Source organism: Streptomyces sp. RLA123 (assembly GCF_056270165.1).
Window position 1 is genome coordinate 7842684 of record NZ_JBWDOR010000003.1, and the last position, 17016, is coordinate 7859699.

17 protein-coding genes and 1 tRNA gene are annotated in these 17016 nt (G+C 71.0%); 8 read left to right on the plus strand and 10 right to left on the minus strand.

All coding sequences use genetic code 11. The features are described from left to right. Positions 1-5 precede the first annotated feature (5 nt). The 4 genes from RV983_RS35880 to ribB all read right to left on the minus strand — a co-directional run bounded on the left by RV983_RS35880 (position 6) and on the right by ribB (position 1910). The gene (locus RV983_RS35880) at positions 6-326 is read right to left on the minus strand and encodes a hypothetical protein (protein WP_475989889.1); all 321 of its coding nucleotides are present in this window, start codon (positions 324-326) and stop codon (positions 6-8) included. 107 nt (positions 327-433) lie between these two features. Next, positions 434-508, minus strand: a tRNA-Met gene (locus RV983_RS35885). A gap of 12 nt (positions 509-520) precedes the next feature. After that, entirely contained in the window at positions 521-889 is a 369-nt protein-coding gene (locus RV983_RS35890) for an HAD family hydrolase (protein WP_475989890.1), read from the minus strand. A gap of 364 nt (positions 890-1253) precedes the next feature. Further along, positions 1254-1910 carry a 3,4-dihydroxy-2-butanone-4-phosphate synthase gene (gene ribB, locus RV983_RS35895; RefSeq protein ID WP_475990554.1) on the minus strand — a complete coding sequence of 219 codons (657 nt, stop codon included), beginning with the start codon at positions 1908-1910 and terminating at the stop codon, positions 1254-1256. Positions 1911-2076: 166 nt separating this feature from the next. On the opposite strand from ribB, the gene RV983_RS35900 reads away from it, so the two are divergent. After that, complete coding sequence (locus RV983_RS35900) at positions 2077-2454, plus strand: nuclear transport factor 2 family protein (protein WP_475989891.1); 378 nt, start codon at positions 2077-2079, stop codon at positions 2452-2454. Positions 2455-2653: 199 nt separating this feature from the next. On the opposite strand, the gene RV983_RS35905 is transcribed toward RV983_RS35900, so the two are convergent. Continuing rightward, entirely contained in the window at positions 2654-3163 is a 510-nt protein-coding gene (locus tag RV983_RS35905) for an SMI1/KNR4 family protein (protein WP_475989892.1), read from the minus strand. Between the two features lie 342 nt (positions 3164-3505). Between RV983_RS35905 and RV983_RS35910 the strand changes: the two genes are divergently transcribed. Continuing rightward, positions 3506-4036, plus strand: coding sequence for a GNAT family N-acetyltransferase (locus tag RV983_RS35910; protein ID WP_475989893.1), 531 nt, complete (start codon positions 3506-3508; stop codon positions 4034-4036). 22 nt (positions 4037-4058) lie between these two features. On the opposite strand, the gene RV983_RS35915 is transcribed toward RV983_RS35910, so the two are convergent. Beyond that, positions 4059-4493 (minus strand): MerR family transcriptional regulator, encoded by a 435-nt coding sequence (locus tag RV983_RS35915; RefSeq protein ID WP_475990555.1) that lies wholly within the window; start codon positions 4491-4493, stop codon positions 4059-4061. Positions 4494-4889: 396 nt separating this feature from the next. Between RV983_RS35915 and RV983_RS35920 the strand changes: the two genes are divergently transcribed. The 3 genes from RV983_RS35920 (at position 4890) to RV983_RS35930 (ending at position 9148) form a co-directional block, all read left to right on the plus strand. After that, positions 4890-6398 carry a SulP family inorganic anion transporter gene (locus tag RV983_RS35920; protein WP_475989894.1) on the plus strand — a complete coding sequence of 503 codons (1509 nt, stop codon included), beginning with the start codon at positions 4890-4892 and terminating at the stop codon, positions 6396-6398. A gap of 705 nt (positions 6399-7103) precedes the next feature. Then, on the plus strand, positions 7104-8588 hold the full coding sequence (locus RV983_RS35925) for an MFS transporter (protein WP_475989895.1): 1485 nt from the start codon (positions 7104-7106) through the stop codon (positions 8586-8588). Continuing rightward, positions 8585-9148 (plus strand): TetR/AcrR family transcriptional regulator, encoded by a 564-nt coding sequence (locus RV983_RS35930; protein WP_475989896.1) that lies wholly within the window; start codon positions 8585-8587, stop codon positions 9146-9148. The genes RV983_RS35925 and RV983_RS35930 overlap by 4 nt, the downstream gene beginning before the upstream one ends. Positions 9149-9191: 43 nt before the next feature. On the opposite strand, the gene RV983_RS35935 is transcribed toward RV983_RS35930, so the two are convergent. Both RV983_RS35935 and RV983_RS35940 read right to left on the minus strand, forming a co-directional pair. After that, the gene (locus RV983_RS35935; RefSeq protein ID WP_475989897.1) at positions 9192-9698 is read right to left on the minus strand and encodes a signal peptidase II; all 507 of its coding nucleotides are present in this window, start codon (positions 9696-9698) and stop codon (positions 9192-9194) included. Between the two features lie 96 nt (positions 9699-9794). Then, positions 9795-10283: a PIN domain-containing protein gene (locus tag RV983_RS35940; RefSeq protein WP_475989898.1), complete on the minus strand. Its 489-nt coding sequence runs from the start codon at positions 10281-10283 to the stop codon at positions 9795-9797. A 599-nt stretch (positions 10284-10882) separates the two neighbouring features. Between RV983_RS35940 and RV983_RS35945 the strand changes: the two genes are divergently transcribed. Beyond that, positions 10883-11947: a PP2C family protein-serine/threonine phosphatase gene (locus RV983_RS35945; RefSeq protein WP_475989899.1), complete on the plus strand. Its 1065-nt coding sequence runs from the start codon at positions 10883-10885 to the stop codon at positions 11945-11947. 156 nt (positions 11948-12103) lie between these two features. After that, entirely contained in the window at positions 12104-12295 is a 192-nt protein-coding gene (locus tag RV983_RS35950; protein WP_475989900.1) for a hypothetical protein, read from the plus strand. A gap of 160 nt (positions 12296-12455) precedes the next feature. On the opposite strand, the gene RV983_RS35955 is transcribed toward RV983_RS35950, so the two are convergent. Next, positions 12456-15620 carry a carbohydrate-binding protein gene (locus tag RV983_RS35955; RefSeq protein ID WP_475989901.1) on the minus strand — a complete coding sequence of 1055 codons (3165 nt, stop codon included), beginning with the start codon at positions 15618-15620 and terminating at the stop codon, positions 12456-12458. A gap of 307 nt (positions 15621-15927) precedes the next feature. Between RV983_RS35955 and RV983_RS35960 the strand changes: the two genes are divergently transcribed. Next, positions 15928-16629: a DUF6082 family protein gene (locus tag RV983_RS35960; protein ID WP_475989902.1), complete on the plus strand. Its 702-nt coding sequence runs from the start codon at positions 15928-15930 to the stop codon at positions 16627-16629. A 33-nt stretch (positions 16630-16662) separates the two neighbouring features. Here RV983_RS35960 and RV983_RS35965 read toward each other — a convergent pair whose 3' ends face one another. Beyond that, positions 16663-16998, minus strand: coding sequence for a nuclear transport factor 2 family protein (locus tag RV983_RS35965; protein ID WP_475989903.1), 336 nt, complete (start codon positions 16996-16998; stop codon positions 16663-16665). Positions 16999-17016 lie beyond the last annotated feature (18 nt).

Sequence of the window (17016 nt, forward strand, 5' to 3'; positions counted from 1 at the left end):
CTCCGTCAGCCCTCGCCGTCCGCGGCGGGGGAGAGGGCGGGTGCCTGCGGTCCGTGTCCGGGCAGGAAGAGCCTCAGGGCGCAGTGGTCCTCGGCCTCGACGCGGACCTCGCAGCCCCAATGGGCGCTCAGACGCTGGGCGACGGCGACCAGCCGTCGCCGCTCCTCGCGCGAGTAAGCGGGGAAGCGCACCCAGCCGCGATCGGCGATCACGCGGCCGAGGTCGTGGAACAGCGTGGAGCGCGCACGCTGCTCCTCCTCGTCCGTCAGCGGTGTGGGCTCACCCTCCGCCGGCACCGGACGGACGTTGTACAGCTCGCGGGTCACGGATGCCTCACCGTTCTTCTCGATCGCACGGTCGCCGGTTCACCGAAGCACGGTGACGTACGTCGACGGCCCCCTCCGACATCACGTCGGAGGGGGCCGGATATTCGTAGCGGGGGCGGGATTTGAACCACGCGACCTCTGGGTTATGAGCCCAGCGAGCTACCGAGCTGCTCCACCCCGCGTCGGTAACTCGACTATACCGCACGGAAGGAGGAGTCGCGGGGATATACCGCAGGGGCGCCGTGTTCACGGGGCCAGGGGCCGGCTTCGTGGATCAGGGAACCGGGGCGGGGTGTGAGAAGCCGGGTCAGGAGGGGCAGTGCCGCCGCCGCGTTGGGGGCCTGTGCCGCGGGCAGGTGGGCGACGGCGGCCGGCAGTGCGGCGCCGCCGCGAGGGATGGCGAGGACGGGCATGCCGGCCGCGGTTGCCGGCCGGATGCCGTTGGGGGAGTCCTCGACGGCCAGGCAGTCGGACGGTGGGACGCCGATCTCGGCAGCGGCGAGCAGATACGCGTCCGGTGCGGGCTTGCCCCCGGGCCACCTCCTCGCCGCACACGGCGGCACGCAACCGTCCCGCCAGGCCCAGCTTGTCGAGGACCGCCACGACGTAGCGGCGCGGGCTGGCGGTGGCCAGCCCGACGGGCCCGTGACGTTCGGCATCGAGGACCAGGTCCACCGCCCCGGGCAGTGCCTGGACACGGCCGGCCGCGAGTTCGCCGGTCATCGCGGTGGTGCAGGTCTCGACGACCTCCGCGGGGCTTACCGCTCCGCCGCACAGGCCCGCGACGAACGTCGCCCAGCCGCCGTTGCCGTGCAGGGCCGCGTCGTCCCCCGGCCGCCAGCGAACGCGGCGCACACACGTGCCCAGGCGTCCCCGCTGTCGATCAGCGTGTCGTCCAGGTCGAAGATCGTCGCTCGGCGCATCCGGTCACGCCGTCGTGGTACGGGCGAGCCGCAGGTGGCTCGACAACTGCTCGATCGAGACGATCGTCAGGCCGTGCTCGTCGGCGAAGGCACGCAGCCGGTCCGGTGCGGCGACCGAGCCGTCGTCCGCGCATACCTCGCTGATCATTCCGACCGGTGACAACCCGGCCAGACGCAGCAGGTCGACGGTGGCCTCGGTGTGGCCGCGCCGTTCGGCGATGCCCCGGGGCCGGGCGCGCAGCGGGAACACATGCCCGGGCCGGATCAGCTGGTCGGGGTGGGTCGTGGGCGCGGCCAGCGTCCGCGCGGTGAGCGCCCGGTCCGCGGCCGGGATCCCGGACCCGACACCGGCCGCGTCCACGGACACCGTGAAGGCCGGGGTGCCGGCGCCGCTGCCGGATCCGGGCGGGACCATCAGCGGCAGTTTCAGGGCGTCGGCGATCTCCGGCGCCATCGGCGCGCAGATCAGGCCGCCGGTGAATCGGACGAAGAACCCCATGGTCTCCGCGGTCGCGAACTGCGCCGCCATGACCAGATCGCCCTCGTTCTCGCGGTCCGCGTCATCGACCACGATGACGGGCCGGCCCGCCTGCAGGATGACGTCAAAGGAACCAACCTTCCTCGAATCCCCCCTTGCTACGGGCTGTATCGGTAACCGAATAGGAAAGCTTGAGACCTCTGTACGTCGAACGTGTTTTCACCCCGTCCGTTGCCCTGTATGCCGGGAAATCGCCTGGTCCGGGCCGTACCCGGCGGGAGCAGCGCACCCCGAGGTCGTGTCGGTGACGGACCGGCGCCTGTCAGTGAGGGCTGCGAGGATGAGGCCCATGGACGCTTCGAAGATCGTGCATGCGCTCTGGGAGCGCATGCAGGCCCGGGACTGGGCCGGGCTGGGTGAGCTGCTGGCCGAGGACCTGATGGTGGAGTGGCCGGTCAGCGGCGAGCGGATCGTCGGGCGGGCGCGGTATGTGCGCATCAACGCGGAGTATCCGGAGGGGTGGTCGATCCGGGTGCTGCGGGTCGTCGCCGACGGTGACCAGGTGGTCTCCGAGGTGGAGGTTCCGCACGAAACGATGGGCGTGCACCGGGTGGCGTCGTTCTGGACGGTCCGGGACGGAAGGATCGTGGCCGGCCGCGAGTACTGGAGCGAATTGGGCTCGGATCCGTCGCCGGAGTGGCGGGCCGGCCTGGTGGAGCCGTTGTGACGGGGCCGGCGGGCCGGCCATCCGCCCACGGCTCCCGACCAGTGGGGTCGGCGTCCGGCGGACCTGGTCACCCCTGACCGGTCACCATTCGTGGTGCGGGAATCGCGGTCGTGGGGATCGGTGCGACTGCCGACGAGGCCGCGGTGGCTGGAGTCGGTGCGGCCGACAAGACCGGAGACGACGCCCAGTGGGCGGCGCGTCAGTCCTCCTCGGCAAACTCGGCGGCATCAGGAAAGACGCTGGTGCTGATGTGTCCCGACAGCCAACCGGCCAGGAACTCGACCGCACCCGCACGATGCGCGTCGTAGTACCAGCCCCGCGGATTCCAGCAGACGACCGTCCACTCGTCCGGTTTCCCGTCGGTGAGCCGGCACACGCGGTCCCCATTGTCGGTTCCTGCCCAGGGCAGGAGCCCGCCCGGCTCCGGGTAGAAGGGGTAAGGGCAGTCCTCGGGATGACTGTCCCGGAAGTCGCGTTCCTGGTCCAGCAACCGCTTCGCGGGGCCGACCAGCAGGTCCCGCCCGCCGAAGGGCGTCAGGGGCGTCAAGAACTCGGCGAAGTGGTGGGCCCCGTAGGCTCCGACCAACTGCTTGAAGTCCGAGGGGAGTTCCACGCCGAGTGCTCCCTCCGCCTCGTTCCATTCTCCGTTCGCCCACAGTGGTCGCGACGGTGGAGGGACGAGGCGAACAAGGTCGTCGAACGCTGTCATGGGGTGACCCTACGGGTGGCCGTCGTGACGGAAGCTGCTTCGCCCAGGTGCCGGGGCATGCACGCGGCGGCGACCGGCTCCGACACCGTTGCGCACCACCGGCGGAACTCGCTGTTCGCAGGTGCGGCAGTACCGTTCGGTGTCCCCGGCCACCTTGCCGGCCGTGCCCCACCTGCAGCGCGTTCCCGTCGCACGGATGGTGTCTGCGCCCATCGAGGCGGTCAATGCGAACGCCCGACGACCACGACGGCGCCGCCGATGCCCATCTGCGGGCAGTCGTGGGTCCGAACCGGCCCGGGACAGACGCGATCAGGCGGGACGGACGAGTGCTAGCGTCCGCGTATGCCTGAACTGATCACCCCCACAAGCACGTTGCAGTCCTCATGGCTCGACGCGCGCGACGAGTGGTCTCCCGGTGCCCACCAGGACGGGTCCGGTCTGCGTCTCGCGCCTGAGGGCGACCTCGGCAGCCCCGGGGTCTTCTCGGTGTGGGTCGAACGGCTGCGGCAGCAGGCGGACACATCGGTTCCCGTCGGGGAAGAGCGCGTCCATGCCACCCATTGGTGGATCGTCGAGGGCGACACCTACCTGGGCGCCGTTGATCTGCGGCACTACCTGAACGACTTCCTGCTCGACGTCGGCGGGCACATCGGCTACAGCATCCGGCCCTCCGCCCGGCGGCGCGGCCTGGCGACGTGGGCTCTCGGGGCGGTTCTCCCCGAGGCCCGTGCGCTCGGCCTGGACCGGGTCCTCGTCACCTGCGACGACGACAACATCGGGTCGGCGCGCAGCATCGAGCGCAATGGCGGGGTCCTGGAGGATGTCCGCACCACCGGCGCGGGCCTCAAGCGCCGCTACTGGATCGCCCTGTAGGCACCGCTCGGCGGATGCCCTCCTATCGGGAGCGGTCCTCGCTTCCCGGCTCCGCTGACGCCGGCGCGGCAGGTCGCTGCCCTGCGCTGTCCAGACGCGCGCGCAGGGTGGCGGCGAAGTCCTCGGCGCGGGCCAGTTGGACGCGCAGGTCCTCGATCTTCTCGGCGGCAGCCTGTTCGTAGGCACGCATGCGCTCGATGAGCGCTTCGCGCTCGCCGTCGTCAAGGTCCGCGGCGTCCAAGCGGTCGGCGGCCTCCAGCAGGTCACGCATCTGCTCGAGGGTGAAGCCGAGCGGCTTCATGCGGCGGATGACCATGAGACGGGCGACGTCGGCCTCGGTGTAGAGCCGGAAACCACCTTGCGAGCGGGCGGACGGCGTGACCAGGCCGGTCTCCTCGTAGTGCCGGATGGTGCGCAGGGACAGTTCGGTTCGCGCAGCGACCTCGCCGATCTGCATGTGCTGGTCCACGCCTGCGGCCCCGGCCCTTCTTCCGTGGGTGTCATCGCGCCGTCCCGTCGGCCCCACCCATCCCTACTCTAACGTTAGGGTAGAGTTGCCGCGGTACGGGCTGTGCGGCCCGCCGCCGTGTCGGGGCCGATGGCGCCCCCGGCGAAGATCCGAATCCGCGGGAGATATGCGTGCGCGTGTCCACGGAGCCAGGCTCCGCCGCCTGCCCGCCCTGATGCCTCGCCACTGACGCGAACGCGGCCGCTGGTGCGTGCCGCCCGCTGTCCTCAGATCTCCGGCCCGCCGCGCGGGTCGACCACGGGGTGCCGGCCCGGCCTCCCGCGTTCTTCCCGCACTCCGGCCCGCCGCCGGGACTGTGCCCGAGCACGACAGGTTCTCCCCCTCTTGTCTTCTTCCGCCGCCTCCCTGTCCCCTGCCGCGCGACTGCGCGGCCTGCGTCCCGACTGGCTGTCCGATCCGAAGGTGTGGCGGACCGAGGTGCTGGCCGGCCTGGTGGTCGCGCTCGCGCTCATTCCCGAGGCGATCTCGTTCTCGATCATCGCCGGGGTCGATCCGGTGATCGGCCTGTGCGCTTCGTTCACCATGGCCGTCACCATCTCCGTGGTCGGCGGGCGCCGGGCGATGATCTCGGCGGCCACCGGCGCCGTCGCGCTGGTCATCGGCCCTCTCAACCGGGAGCACGGACTGCCCTACCTGATCGCCGCCGTCATCCTGGCCGGGTGCATCCAGATCGTTCTCGGCGCGCTCGGGGTGGCGAAGCTGATGCGGTTCGTACCGCGCTCCGTGATGGTGGGCTTCGTCAACGCCCTCGCCATCCTGATCTTCATCGCCCAGGTGCCCGAGATGCACGACGTGCCTTGGCCGGTCTACCCGCTCATCGCGGCCGGCCTGGCGTTGATGGTGTTCTTCCCGAAGGTCACCACGGTGGTCCCGGCACCCCTGGTCTCCATCGTGATCCTCACCGTGATCACCGTCGCCGCCGGGATCGCGGTGCCGACGGTCGGGGACAAGGGCGCGCTGCCGTCCTCGCTGCCCGTCCCCGGACTGCCGGACGTGCCGTTCACGCTGGACACCCTGACCGTCATCGGCCCCTACGCGCTCGCGATGGCGCTGGTCGGCCTGATGGAGTCGCTGATGACCGCCACGCTGGTCGACGACATCACCGACACCCGTTCCTCCAAGACGCGCGAGTCCATCGGCCAGGGCATCGCCAACATCGTCACCGGCTTCTTCGGGGGCATGGGCGGCTGCGCCATGATCGGCCAGACGATGATCAACGTGAAGGTCTCGGGCGCCCGCACCCGCCTGTCCACCTTCCTCGCGGGCGCGTTCCTGATGCTGCTGTGCATCCTCTTCGGCCCCGTCGTCTCCGACATCCCCATGGCCGCCCTGGTCGCGGTGATGGTGATGGTCTCCTTCGCCACGTTCGACTGGCACTCCATCGCGCCGAGGACGCTCCGGCGGATGCCCGTCGGGGAGATCGCCGTCATGGCCGTCACCGTCGCGGTCGTGGTCGCCACCTCCAACCTGGCCATAGGCGTCGTGGTCGGCTCCGTCACCGCGATGGTGATCTTCGCGCGGCGCGTCGCCCACGTCGCCGACGTCACTGCCGTCGTCGATCCGGACGGCACCGGCGTCGTCTACTCGGTGACCGGAGAGCTGTTCTTCGCCTCCTCCAACGATCTGGCCACCCGGTTCCAGTACGCCACCGACCCCGACAAGGTCGTCATCGACCTGTCCGCGGCCCACATCTGGGACGCCTCGTCCGTCGCCGCGCTGGACGCCGTCGAGGCCAAGTACGCGCAGCGCGGCAAGACCGTCGAGATCACCGGCCTCGACCGGGACAGCGCCGCACTCCACGGCAGGCTCAGCGGCGAACTCACCAGCCACTGACCCGACGTCTCCTGACCGGGCCGGGGCGGACGCCTCTGGCCGCCCTGCGCGTCTCGGGATCCGGCTCAGTGGTGCGCGTGCCGCTCCGCGGGCGCGTCCGTGCCGCGTGCGGCGCCCGCCGGCGGTACGCCAGGGCTGCAACGGCCTCCGGGTTCACAGCACGCCCCCACGGGGGCACCCACCGTTGGTGGAGACCGCCCGCGCGGTGTCCACCCCGGTTGCTCACTCATGTGCCGCCGAGTGTGCTCCTCTACGTGATGTGGCCGGCATTCGCCAAGCTCCGTGGCTCGGCCTGCCGATCGCTGGTGCCGCCACGATGCTCTTCACGATCGTGTCGGCCGACGCGGGCGAACGTGCGAAGCGGGCGGCGACATGCCCGACGTGCCCGCTCGGATTCGACCACGAAGCAGCCTCGTCGATCCACCTCGCACTGGGCCACGCCCGAAGCGCCAAGGCTGTACCCCCGGGCCCAGTCTCCGTACGCCAAGGGGCGGGAAGGCCATGTGGCGCGCCCGGCCGTCGTGGATCAGCGCCACCTCGGACGGCAGCGGCACCACCGGATACGACGCCACGACGCCTTCCCGCGCGACCGGTTCGCCAGCAGCCCTTCGAGCCGGTGTGCAGCGGTTGTGAGGGGGCAGGGAATAAATGTCATCATGCGATGACTTCAGTTGATGACTTCGACTGATGACATCGAGGAGAGTCGTGGACAGTCCCGCAATAGCGGAGGCGCGGACCGGGCGGCAGCGAGCGCTGGTGCCGGTCCTGGTCTCGCTCGGCATGCTGGTGGCCGTGGTGAGCAGCCTCGGCGCCCCGCTGGTGCCGACGATCGCCGCCGAGGAGCACGTCTCCCTCAACGACGCGCAGTGGTCGCTGACCGTCACGCTGCTCGTCGGAGCGGTCTTCACACCCGTGATGGGCCGGCTGGGCGACGGTCCGCGCCGCCGGCCGGTGATCCTCGGTGCCCTGATCGCGGTGCTGACCGGCTGCGTGCTCGCGGCACTGCCGCTGGGCATCAGCTGCCTGGTGACCGGGCGAGCGCTCCAGGGACTCGGGCTGGGCCTCATCCCGCTGGCCATCGCCACCGCCCGGGACGCCCTGCCCCCGGAGCGGTCGCGGCCCGCGGTGGCCCTGCTGTCGATCACCACCGTGGCCGGGGTCGGGCTGGGCTACCCGGTCACCGGATTGATCGCGCAGTCCTTCGGGCTGTACGCCGGCTTCTGGTTCGGGGCGGCGGTGAGCGTCGCCGCGCTGGTGGCCGCCGTCGTGGTCCTGCCGCCGTCGCCGCCGCGTGAGGCGCCACCGCTGGACGTTCCCGGTGCGGTGCTGCTCGGTGCCGCACTCGCCGGGCTGCTGCTCGCCCTGAGCGAGGCCGAGTTCTGGGGCTGGAACTCGGTGCGGCTGCTCGGCCTGGTCGGGATCTGCGTGCTGCTGCTCGGGGTCTGGGTCGTGCACGAGTTGCGGACCCCGCAGCCGCTGGTCGACCTGCGGCTGACCAAGGACCGCACCGTGCTGACCGCCAATGTGACCGCGCTGGTGGCCGGTCTCGGGATGTACCTGCTGGTGTCGCTGGTCACCCGGTTCGTGCAGACGCCGCGCGTAGCCGGCTACGGATTCGGGGCCTCGGTGGCCCTCACCGGGCTGGTGCTGCTGCCGTTCTCCCTCGCCAGCATGGCCGCCGGCCGGGTGGTGCCGCTGGTGGCCCGGCGCGCGGGCACCGCCCTGGTGCTGCCGGTCGGGTGCGCGGTCTCCCTGACCGCCGTACTGGCCTTCGTCCTCGTTCGCGGACAGCTGTGGGAGCTGTTCGCCATCATGGCGGTGGCCGGCTTCGGGATCGGCTGGATGTTCGCCGTGATGCCGGGAATGATCGTGGGTTCCGTGCCCGCGCACGAGACCGGCAGCGCGATGAGCTTCAACCAGGTGCTGCGCTACGTCGGCTACTCCACCGGAAGCGTGCTGAGCGCCACCGTCCTGCAGGCCCACACCACTGCCGGCCACACGCTGCCCACGGGCGACGGCTACGGAGTGGCCGCGCTGCTGGCCTGCGGGGTGTGGGCGGCCATGATCCTGGTGACCGCCGTCCTGCCGCCGCGGCTCCGGCATGGTGCGGTCGCCGCTGCCGCGCCCGGGGCGGCTTCCGTGCCCCGCACGGCGGGCGAGGACGCGACCCGGCAGGAGGCGTCGCGATGACCGAAAGTACGGCGTCGCGCCGGCGGGACTCCGCGCGCAGCCGCGAACTGCTGCTCCACGCGGCGAGCGAGCTCTTCAGCGAGCGGGGCTTCGACCGCACCACGATCCGCGACATCGGGGAGCGCGCGGGTGTCGACCCGGCACTGATCGCCCGGTACTTCAACAACAAGAGCGGCCTGTACACCGCGGTGCTGAGCGCGGAGCTGGGCGACGCGGCCCCGCCGGACCTGCTCGGTTCCGATCGGCTCCGCGTCCTGCTCGAGCGCGCGGACCGGCGCGGCGCCGGCCCTGTCTTCCGTTCGGCCGTCCACGCCGAGGGCGCCCCCGTCGTACAGGACGCCGCCCGCGCCCAGCTGTATCTGCGCCTGGTCGACCCGCTGCGGGAGCGGTTCGCCGCCAGTGGGCTGGACCGGCCGCGCCTGCGGGCCGAGGTGGCGGTCGCCGCGTTCCTGGGGGTGCTGCTGGCCCGGGGCACGGGGACGCTCGACGAGCTCGCGACGGCAGATCTGGAGGACCTGCTGCCCCTGGTCCGTGCGACCATCGAGGGCCTCGACACCTGACCGGAGGCGGGGGCCGCCTGGGCGGCAGAGCTGTGCCGCGTGCTCATTGCTCCAGCGGACGACTCCCCGGGGAACGCGTCGCGACGGTACGCAGGGGAACGCCGCGGAACGTCTGGATGAGGACGATCGCCGCACCGGCGGTCACGCACTGGTCGGCGAGGTTGAAGATCCCTGATGAGCCGAACTGGATGAAGTCCAGCACGGCGCCACGACCGAATCCGGGCGTGCGGAACAAGCGGTCGGCCAGGTTGCCGCCGGCGCCCGCGAAGATCAGCCCCAGACCGACCGCCCAGCCCGCGGACCGGACGGAGGAGGCGACCCGGGCGATGAGGACGAGTACGACGATCGCCAGAAGCGTGAACACCAGGGTTGCGCGAGGTGCGAAGGAGCCGGCCGCTCCGGGGTTCCGGAAAGCGGTGAAGGTCATCGCGCCGCCCAGGGCGTGACGCGGTTCATGGCCCTCCACGACAACCGCGGCGATCGCCTTCGTGACCTGGTCCACGGCGAATCCGGCCGCCGCAATCACCCACAGCAGATACGTCCGCCGCACCGCCCACCTCCTGATCGCCGACAGCCGTCCACCGAGCGTACGCGCAGCTCGCGACGATGAGGGAGGCGCCCGGAAAGAGGCGCGGGGCAGGACGCCTCACCACGTCAGGGTGAGCGAACCCCCGACCGGCAGCGCGTGCCAGCGACCGGCGTATTCATCGAACCGGGACACGATCCGCTCGACCTCCGCGGGGATGTCGCCCGCCGGCATATATGCGGGCAGCTTCTGCGCATGGCCGTGCCGGACCTCCCACACGGGTACGGCGATGGCCGCCAACTGCTCGGACCGGGCCATGTCCGCCTGTGCCCGGGCGGACGGCTTCACCGGTGTTGACTTGCGGCGCCGTGCGGCTTTGGCGCGCTCCGCGGGGTCGGCGGGCCAGAACAGGCCGTTGTCGCCGGCGGCCAGCCGCCCGTAGACCCCGAGACCGATGCCTGCCTCCGCCTCTACGAGGAAGTGCACCAGGTCGTGCGGCAGATACCGGTGCCCGCCGGGCCCGTTGCGCGGGGCGAGTTCGGCCCCGTTCTCACGGTGCACCGCGATGTCGTAGCTCGTTCCTGGGCCTTTGGTGAAAACGACGCGCATACCGGGAACGGTAGGAGACGGCCGCAGCCGGATGCACCTGGTTTTCCCGCGCCCGGGGTCGCCGTTCCGGGCGACGCGTCAAGTTCCGTGCGCCAAAGGCCCGTTGACATGGGCAAGGACCGGGCTCACCCCTGCGGCAGGCCAGAGCGCTCCGTGCCCTCCAGCATGACGCCGAGTCGCCGTACGACCGTGATCGACAGTGCCGCGGCGGTGACGAAGAGGTCGTCGACCTGCGGCGTCGGCGATTCTCCTTCGCCTGGAAGCGCACACCGGGGGCGGGGGAGGCGGCAGGAGATGCGCTCCTCGCCGGGGAGCCGGAGGCGCTCTGCGTCGCGGGCGGTGTGCCCGCGGAGCCCGGGGATGCGGCGGAGCCGCTGCAGGCGGCGAGAGCGGCGGTGAACAGGAGCGTTCGATGACGTGGCTGCCGGGGACTGCGCAGGCGGGCAATGGACCGTGCGCAACGGGGCAAGGAGCCCATGCCTGCTCAGACCTACGGTCGAGGTGTCCCACCACGAATGGGACCCGATGCGCAGGGCCGTGACCGCTCGCGGATCCCCCGGCTCTTGTAGCTGCGCAGCAACTGTGAGGGAGTGAGTTCGATGGCGGATATCCAACAGTTCGAGGAGGCGCGGGAGGAGGGGCAGTCGCTTCATCGCCTGGCCGTCGCGGGTCTTCTGGCGTGTGTCCTCGTGGCCTGCGTGGCGTGCGCGGTGTGCGCCATCCTGCCGCTGGGCCATACGAGCCTCGCATGCGGCATCGCGCCGCTGGTCACCGCAGGAGCCGTGGCCCTCGTGCTCGGCCGGCTGAAGGACCGTTATCGCCACAGGGCGGCGCGGGCGTACGCCGTGTCCGACACAGTGCAGCGGGTCTTGTTGCGGCCGCTTCCGAGGCGTATCGGTGCTCTGGGCATCGCGTCCGTCTACCGTGCGTGCGGTGGCCGCGGACAGGTCGGTGGCGACCTGTACGCGGTCGCCCGGACGGCCGGTGCGACTCGGCTGATCATCGGTGACGTGTGCGGCAAGGGCCTGCCCACGTTCGAGGACGTCGCCGCCGTGCTCGGGGCGTTCCGCGAATGGGCCCCGCGCGCCGGTACGTTGACCGAGCTGTCAGGGCGCCTGGAGGAGAGCTTCCTGCGCCATTTGGCGGAGACCGACGACGGCCCCCGCGAGAAGGACGAGCGCTTTGTGACGGCGCTGCTCCTGGAGGTCCCGGACGGTGAACGGCTCGCCCGCATGGTCAATCACGGTCATCCGCCGCCCGTACGGGCCAGCCGGGGTCACGTCGACCTCGTGCCGGGCCTCCCGTCACCGCCACTGGGCCTGCACGGTCTGCGCGGTTTGGGCGCGATCGAGGAGTGCTTCGAACTGGCCTCAGGGGACACGCTGTTGCTCTACACGGACGGCCTGATCGAGGCCCGCGACGCCGCCGGGCACTGCTATCCGCTGCTGGAGCGCGCAGGGGACTGGGGGTGGATCCAGCAGGGCCAGGCCGGCCACGAATGTCTGCCCGACGTGCTCGGGGAGATCCTCACCGACCTCGTGGCGCACGCCGGCAGGCTTCCGGAGGACGACCTCGCGATGGTCGCGCTGACCCGTGTGGAAGGGACCGGTGCCGCCGTGCAGCTCCAGCCCGCCGGCGAGGCTTCACGCGGGGCCACGGGGTAGTGCGCAGGGCTCGCGTCAGCCCAGCGGTGCGCGGTGGGTGCGCGGTGGCTTGGCGGAGCCGCCGCAGCACGCGGACTTCCCCCTTGCAGGTCGGTTGCAGGTCGGTGCCGGTGCCCGCGCCACCGGTCGCGCGGGCACCGGCCGGGGCCGGGTCAGATGACGATGAGGGTCCTGCCGGGCAGGGTGCCCCGGTCGGCCCGGGCGTGGACGGCGGGCAGTTCCGCCAGGGGCGACCAGCAGCTCCGTGCCGACGGCGATCTCAGCTACGTGCAGTTCCAGCTCCTGGCCCGGCTGTCCGAGGCCGAGGGCAGCCTCACGATGACCGAGCTCGCCGACGGCGTCGTCTGAGCTTGTTCCGCTTTGACGGACACCATCGGTGTGGTGGTCAGGCTGCGAGCGCGCCCCTGCCCCCGGACGCGTGAGGCGTCCGGGGGCAGGAGGGGGCCGGCCGGGGGTCCCGCGGAACGATCAGGTAGTCCAGATCAGGTGGTCGGTTCAGGTGGTCGGTTCAGGTGGTCCAGATCTGGAACTCCGAGAGCTGACCGGCCGGCCAGCCGGTGTTCGCGCCGATGTTCAGGCGGAAGTAGCGCTGGGTGGTGGCGGGGAAGGTGATCGTGACGGTGTTGTCGGCCGCCGGGTCGAAGGTGTAGGACGCCGAGGACTTGACGGTGGTCAGGCTGGAGGCATCGGTACTGGTACCGCCCAGCACGGACAGGGTCTGGGTCCGCGCGCCCCAGCCTGCGGGCAGTTGCAGCACGATCCTGGACGCGCTGCGCGCCGACCCGAGGTCGACCTGGACCCACTGCGGGAACGCGTTGTTGGCGCTCTCCCAGTAGGTGGACCGGGAGCCGTCGGTCACGTTCGACGAGGGATAGACATCGGTGTGGCTCGACTCGCTCGTCGGGCGTCCCGCGGCGAGGTTGCCGCCCGTGCTGCCGGTTCCCGTGCCCGACAGAGGGATGGCGTTCGGGCTGTTGGCGGCGCTGCCGGTGACGGTGACCGTACCGGTGCGGGTGCCGGAGGCCGTCGGGGTGAAGGTGACGCTGATCGTGCAGGAGGCTCCGGCGGCGATCGACGAGCCGCAGGAGTTGGCCTGTGCGAAGTCACCGCCGGCGGTGACCGAGGTGACCGAGGCCGCGGCGCCGCCGGAGTTGGTGACGGTGACGGACTGCGCGGCGCTGGTGGTGTTCAGCGCCTGGCTGCCGAAGGTGAGGGACGTGGGGGACACCGAGAGCCGGGCCGGCTGGGAGCCGCCCGCCGCCGTGAAGGTGAGGGAGTTGGCGTTCCAGCCGCCGTTGTCCTGGTTGAGCGTGAGGACCTGGCGGCCCGCCGGCAGCGTGACCCTGGTGGTGACGGTGGCCCAGGTCTGCCAGTCGCCGGTGGCGGGTACGTCGACGGCACCGCTGAGGTTGGCGCCGGACGCGTTGGACAGGTGCAGCGCACCGGACACTGCCGCGGGGGCCGCAAGACGCAGGCCGACCGTGTACGTTCCCGCGGTGGCGACGTCGACGGTGTAGCGGAACCACTGCCCGCTCCCGGTCCAGCCGAGGTTGTAGCCGCCGCCGGTGTCCGAGGTGGCCTCGAGGTCGACGCCGTCGGCGCGGTAGCCGTTGGCGTTGCCGTTGACGGTGGTGACGTTGTAGGCCACGCCCTGGCCGCCGGTGTCGTAGTTCTCCGCCTGGACGGTTCCGGGGACTGCCGCGGGGGTGCCGCCGTAGGGGCCTTCGGGTCCGGAGGGCTCCCAGTTGTTGCCGGTGAGCGTGGCGGTGAAGCCGCCGGAGTTGTTGACGAAGGCCGTCGCTCCGGGGTGCAGGCCCGTGACGGTGTTGCCGGTGATGGCGGCGGAACCGGTCGGCGCGGGGTAGAACGGGGGTGAGATCGCGATGCCGTTGCGGCCGGGGGCGGTGACGGTGTTGTCCTGGAGCAGCGTGTTGGCCGAGGTGGAGAAGCCGATCCCGTCGTAGAGCGAGTCCGCGACCGTGTTGGCGGTGGCGGTGACGTGGTCGACGACGCCGCTGTTCTGCCCGTCGCCGCCGTTCCCGATGTGGAGTGCCGGCTGTCCCTGGCTGTAGGCGTTGCCGCCGGAACGGACGACGGTGTTGCCGGAGACCGTCGCGGACAGCAGGTCGCTGCCGTTGACACCGAACCGCCCCGCGCCCAGGCCGATGTAGCGCGCGGTGTCGCTGATGTAGTTGCCGGTGACATGGTGGCCACTGCCGCCGTAGATCCCGATGCCCTTGCCGCCCCACGGTGCGATCGAGGTGTTGTCGCTGACGGTGACGTTCGTCATCGGCTGGTAGAACGTCTGCGAGCCGTCCCCGTTGGTGTTGTAGTGGACCGAGTTGACGGCGATGGCGTCGTCCCCGGTGCCGCGGACGAAGTTGTTCGTGACGGTCAGGTCGTTGCCGGTGTCGGCGCCGAGCGACACGTTGTTGACGTTGATGCCGTCCGCCCAGATCGACGTCAGCCTGCTGTTGCGGACCGTGCCGCCGGTTCCCGAGGCCCAGAAGCCGGACATGGTGTGCTGGGTCCAGATGCCGTCGGCGACCCAATTGGCGCCGGTGGTGTCCATCGCGCCGCCGTCGCCGCCGATGGTGCTGCGGCTGACCGCGTTGGCGTCGATGTGGAAGTTCTGCACCGTGCAGGAGGTCACGTCGAACAGCGCCGCCAGCGGCGTGCTGTTGGGGACCGGCACATCGCGGTAGACGGTGCTGTACCACAGGCCCGCGCCCGCGATGGTGATGCCCTGCGCGGTCAGGCCCGCGGTTCCCTTCACATAGAAGGTGCCCTGCGGGATCCAGAGCGTCCTGCCCTGCGACTGGGCCTGGTTGATGCAGTTCTGGATCGCGGCCCGGCTGTCCAGCGCCTGGCTGTCGGCGGCGCCGTTGGTCGGGTTGTTGTCCGGCACCGCGCCGCAACTGGTGATCGAGATCGAGTTCGCCGGCTGGGCGAGCGGCGCCGGCGGGTTCTCCACGTCGACGGAGTCCACGTCGTAGAAGGACGCGCCGTTCGCGGCGTCCTTCCGGAGCGAGAAGGTGGCCCCGGCCTGGATCGGCGCGCCGGTGACGAAGGCGTGCGACTCGTCCCAGAAGACCCGGGGACTGCCGTCGACCGGGTTCTGGTTGTCGCTGGTGTTGTAGTTGCTGTTGCCCTCGTAGACCCAGGACTGCTTGGAGTTGAGGCTGAGGGCCTGCCGGAAGACGCCGTCGACGTACAGATTCAGCGTCGCGGTCGTGCCGCCACCGGAGGCGGAGTCGGGGATGCTCGCACGGACGTTGAGGAAGCTGATGGGCGCTCCGGTGGTGTTCGTCCACTGGACGGAGCTCCCGGTGCCGGTCATGTGCACGTACGCGTGGCCGGACGCTTCGAGCGCGGCGCTGGAGTACTGCGTCGCGGGCGGCGCCGTCAGCGATGTGACGGTGGCGCCGCCTCCCGTCGTGCCGGCCTCGGCCTCGTAGACCCTGAACGGAGTTGTCGCGCCCGCGCCCGCGGCGGCTGCGCTCGACGCCTGGCCCGCCCGGAGCGTGTCGGGTGCCGGGGCTCGATGGGGCGGCGCGGCTGCGCCCGCCGGTAAGGCGGAAAGGCACAGGGCGCCGGCCGCTGCGAGGGCGATCGCCGCCAACCTGCGCCCGGCGCGGCCGATGCCACGCGAAGGTCTGGGGATCGCCCGCATCTGAAGCTCCTTCAGGAACGTGGAGAACCGGCGCCCCGAACGTACAGATCCCGACCGGGAGTCGCAAGGTTCTGAACGCTGACAGCAAAATCCGTGCAGACCCTTGGAAGATTTACACCGCGCGTCACGGGTCTGGAGAGGGAGGCTCGCGCAGGCCACCCTTGCCATCACGCAGTGGTGCCAGGCGCGGAGGCGGGAAGTAGGCTGCCCCGGCTCGGTCGTGCCACAGGGGCAGGCCCGCCAGGGGGTGGTCGAACTGATGAGTCGTCAACGTCCGGGGGTCCGCCAAGTCAGTAGAGTTCTGGGCGTGGTCGCGGCTGCGGCGGTCGCGCTGACGGTGGTGCTGTTGTCGCCTGTCGCGCTGGAGGAGATCTCCGGCTCCAAGGACGTGGACTGGAACCGGCTCAGCCAAATCGGAGCGGCGTACGGCTTCACATCGGCGATCGTTTCTGCGCTGGCTCTGGCCGGAGTCGCTGCGTCACTGATCGTTCAGAATCGGCAGGCCAGGGCGGAGCAGATCCAGAGCATTCGCACCTACTACCTCGAGCTGGTCCGCTTGGAGCTTGACGACATGGCGCTCTTCCGGCCCGTCTGGGGTGACACGGACATCGCCGATCCGCACGAGCGAAAGCGGCAGGTGTACGCCGATCTCATGCTGAACTACGCCTGGATGGGCTTTGAGACAGGCACTCTTGGCGAACCCCTGCTGCGGGACATGCTCGCAGGGATGTTCAGCGGCGAGGCCGGACGCGACTACTGGGGCAGGTCCCATCCCTCGTGGATCGCGCGCACGTCGGGGAGCCGGGCCGGACGTCGTTTCGCGGCCGTAGTGGGCGATGAGCACGCACGGGCGACCGCTGCCGGACCGCCCACTCGCTCGCCCCTTGCCTCCGACCCGTCTCCCGCGTCCGTGACCGGCATATCGCCCGTATGGCGAACGGCGGTGGGTGCCCTGATCGGCCTGGGTACCGGGCTGGCCGTCGGATCGTGCATACGCGGCAGACGCTGAGGCGCGGGCGACGGCGTCCGGCCCGGCACGCCGTCAAAGGCCGGGCATCGACTCCACCCACTGGGCTCGCCAGGCGGGCCGCGTGAACGGGTCCGCGAAGTACTGGGTCTCGTGGGCGACCTTGCCGTCACGGAATTCCATGACGCTGACCGTGGATGTCGGCTTCCCGTCGTACTCAATCACGTACTCGGTGACCCAGAGATCCCCACTGCCGAGAATCCTGCGGATGGTGAAATCGAGCTTGGCCGGATGATGCGAGCGCAGCGCTTGCAGATTGCCTCGGCCGTGGATGCGCTCACCGGACTGGGGATAGTCGGTGATCACGTCGTCGTGATAGATCTCGTGCACGGCCCGGCCGGTACGTGACACGACGGCGCCGGGGCATAC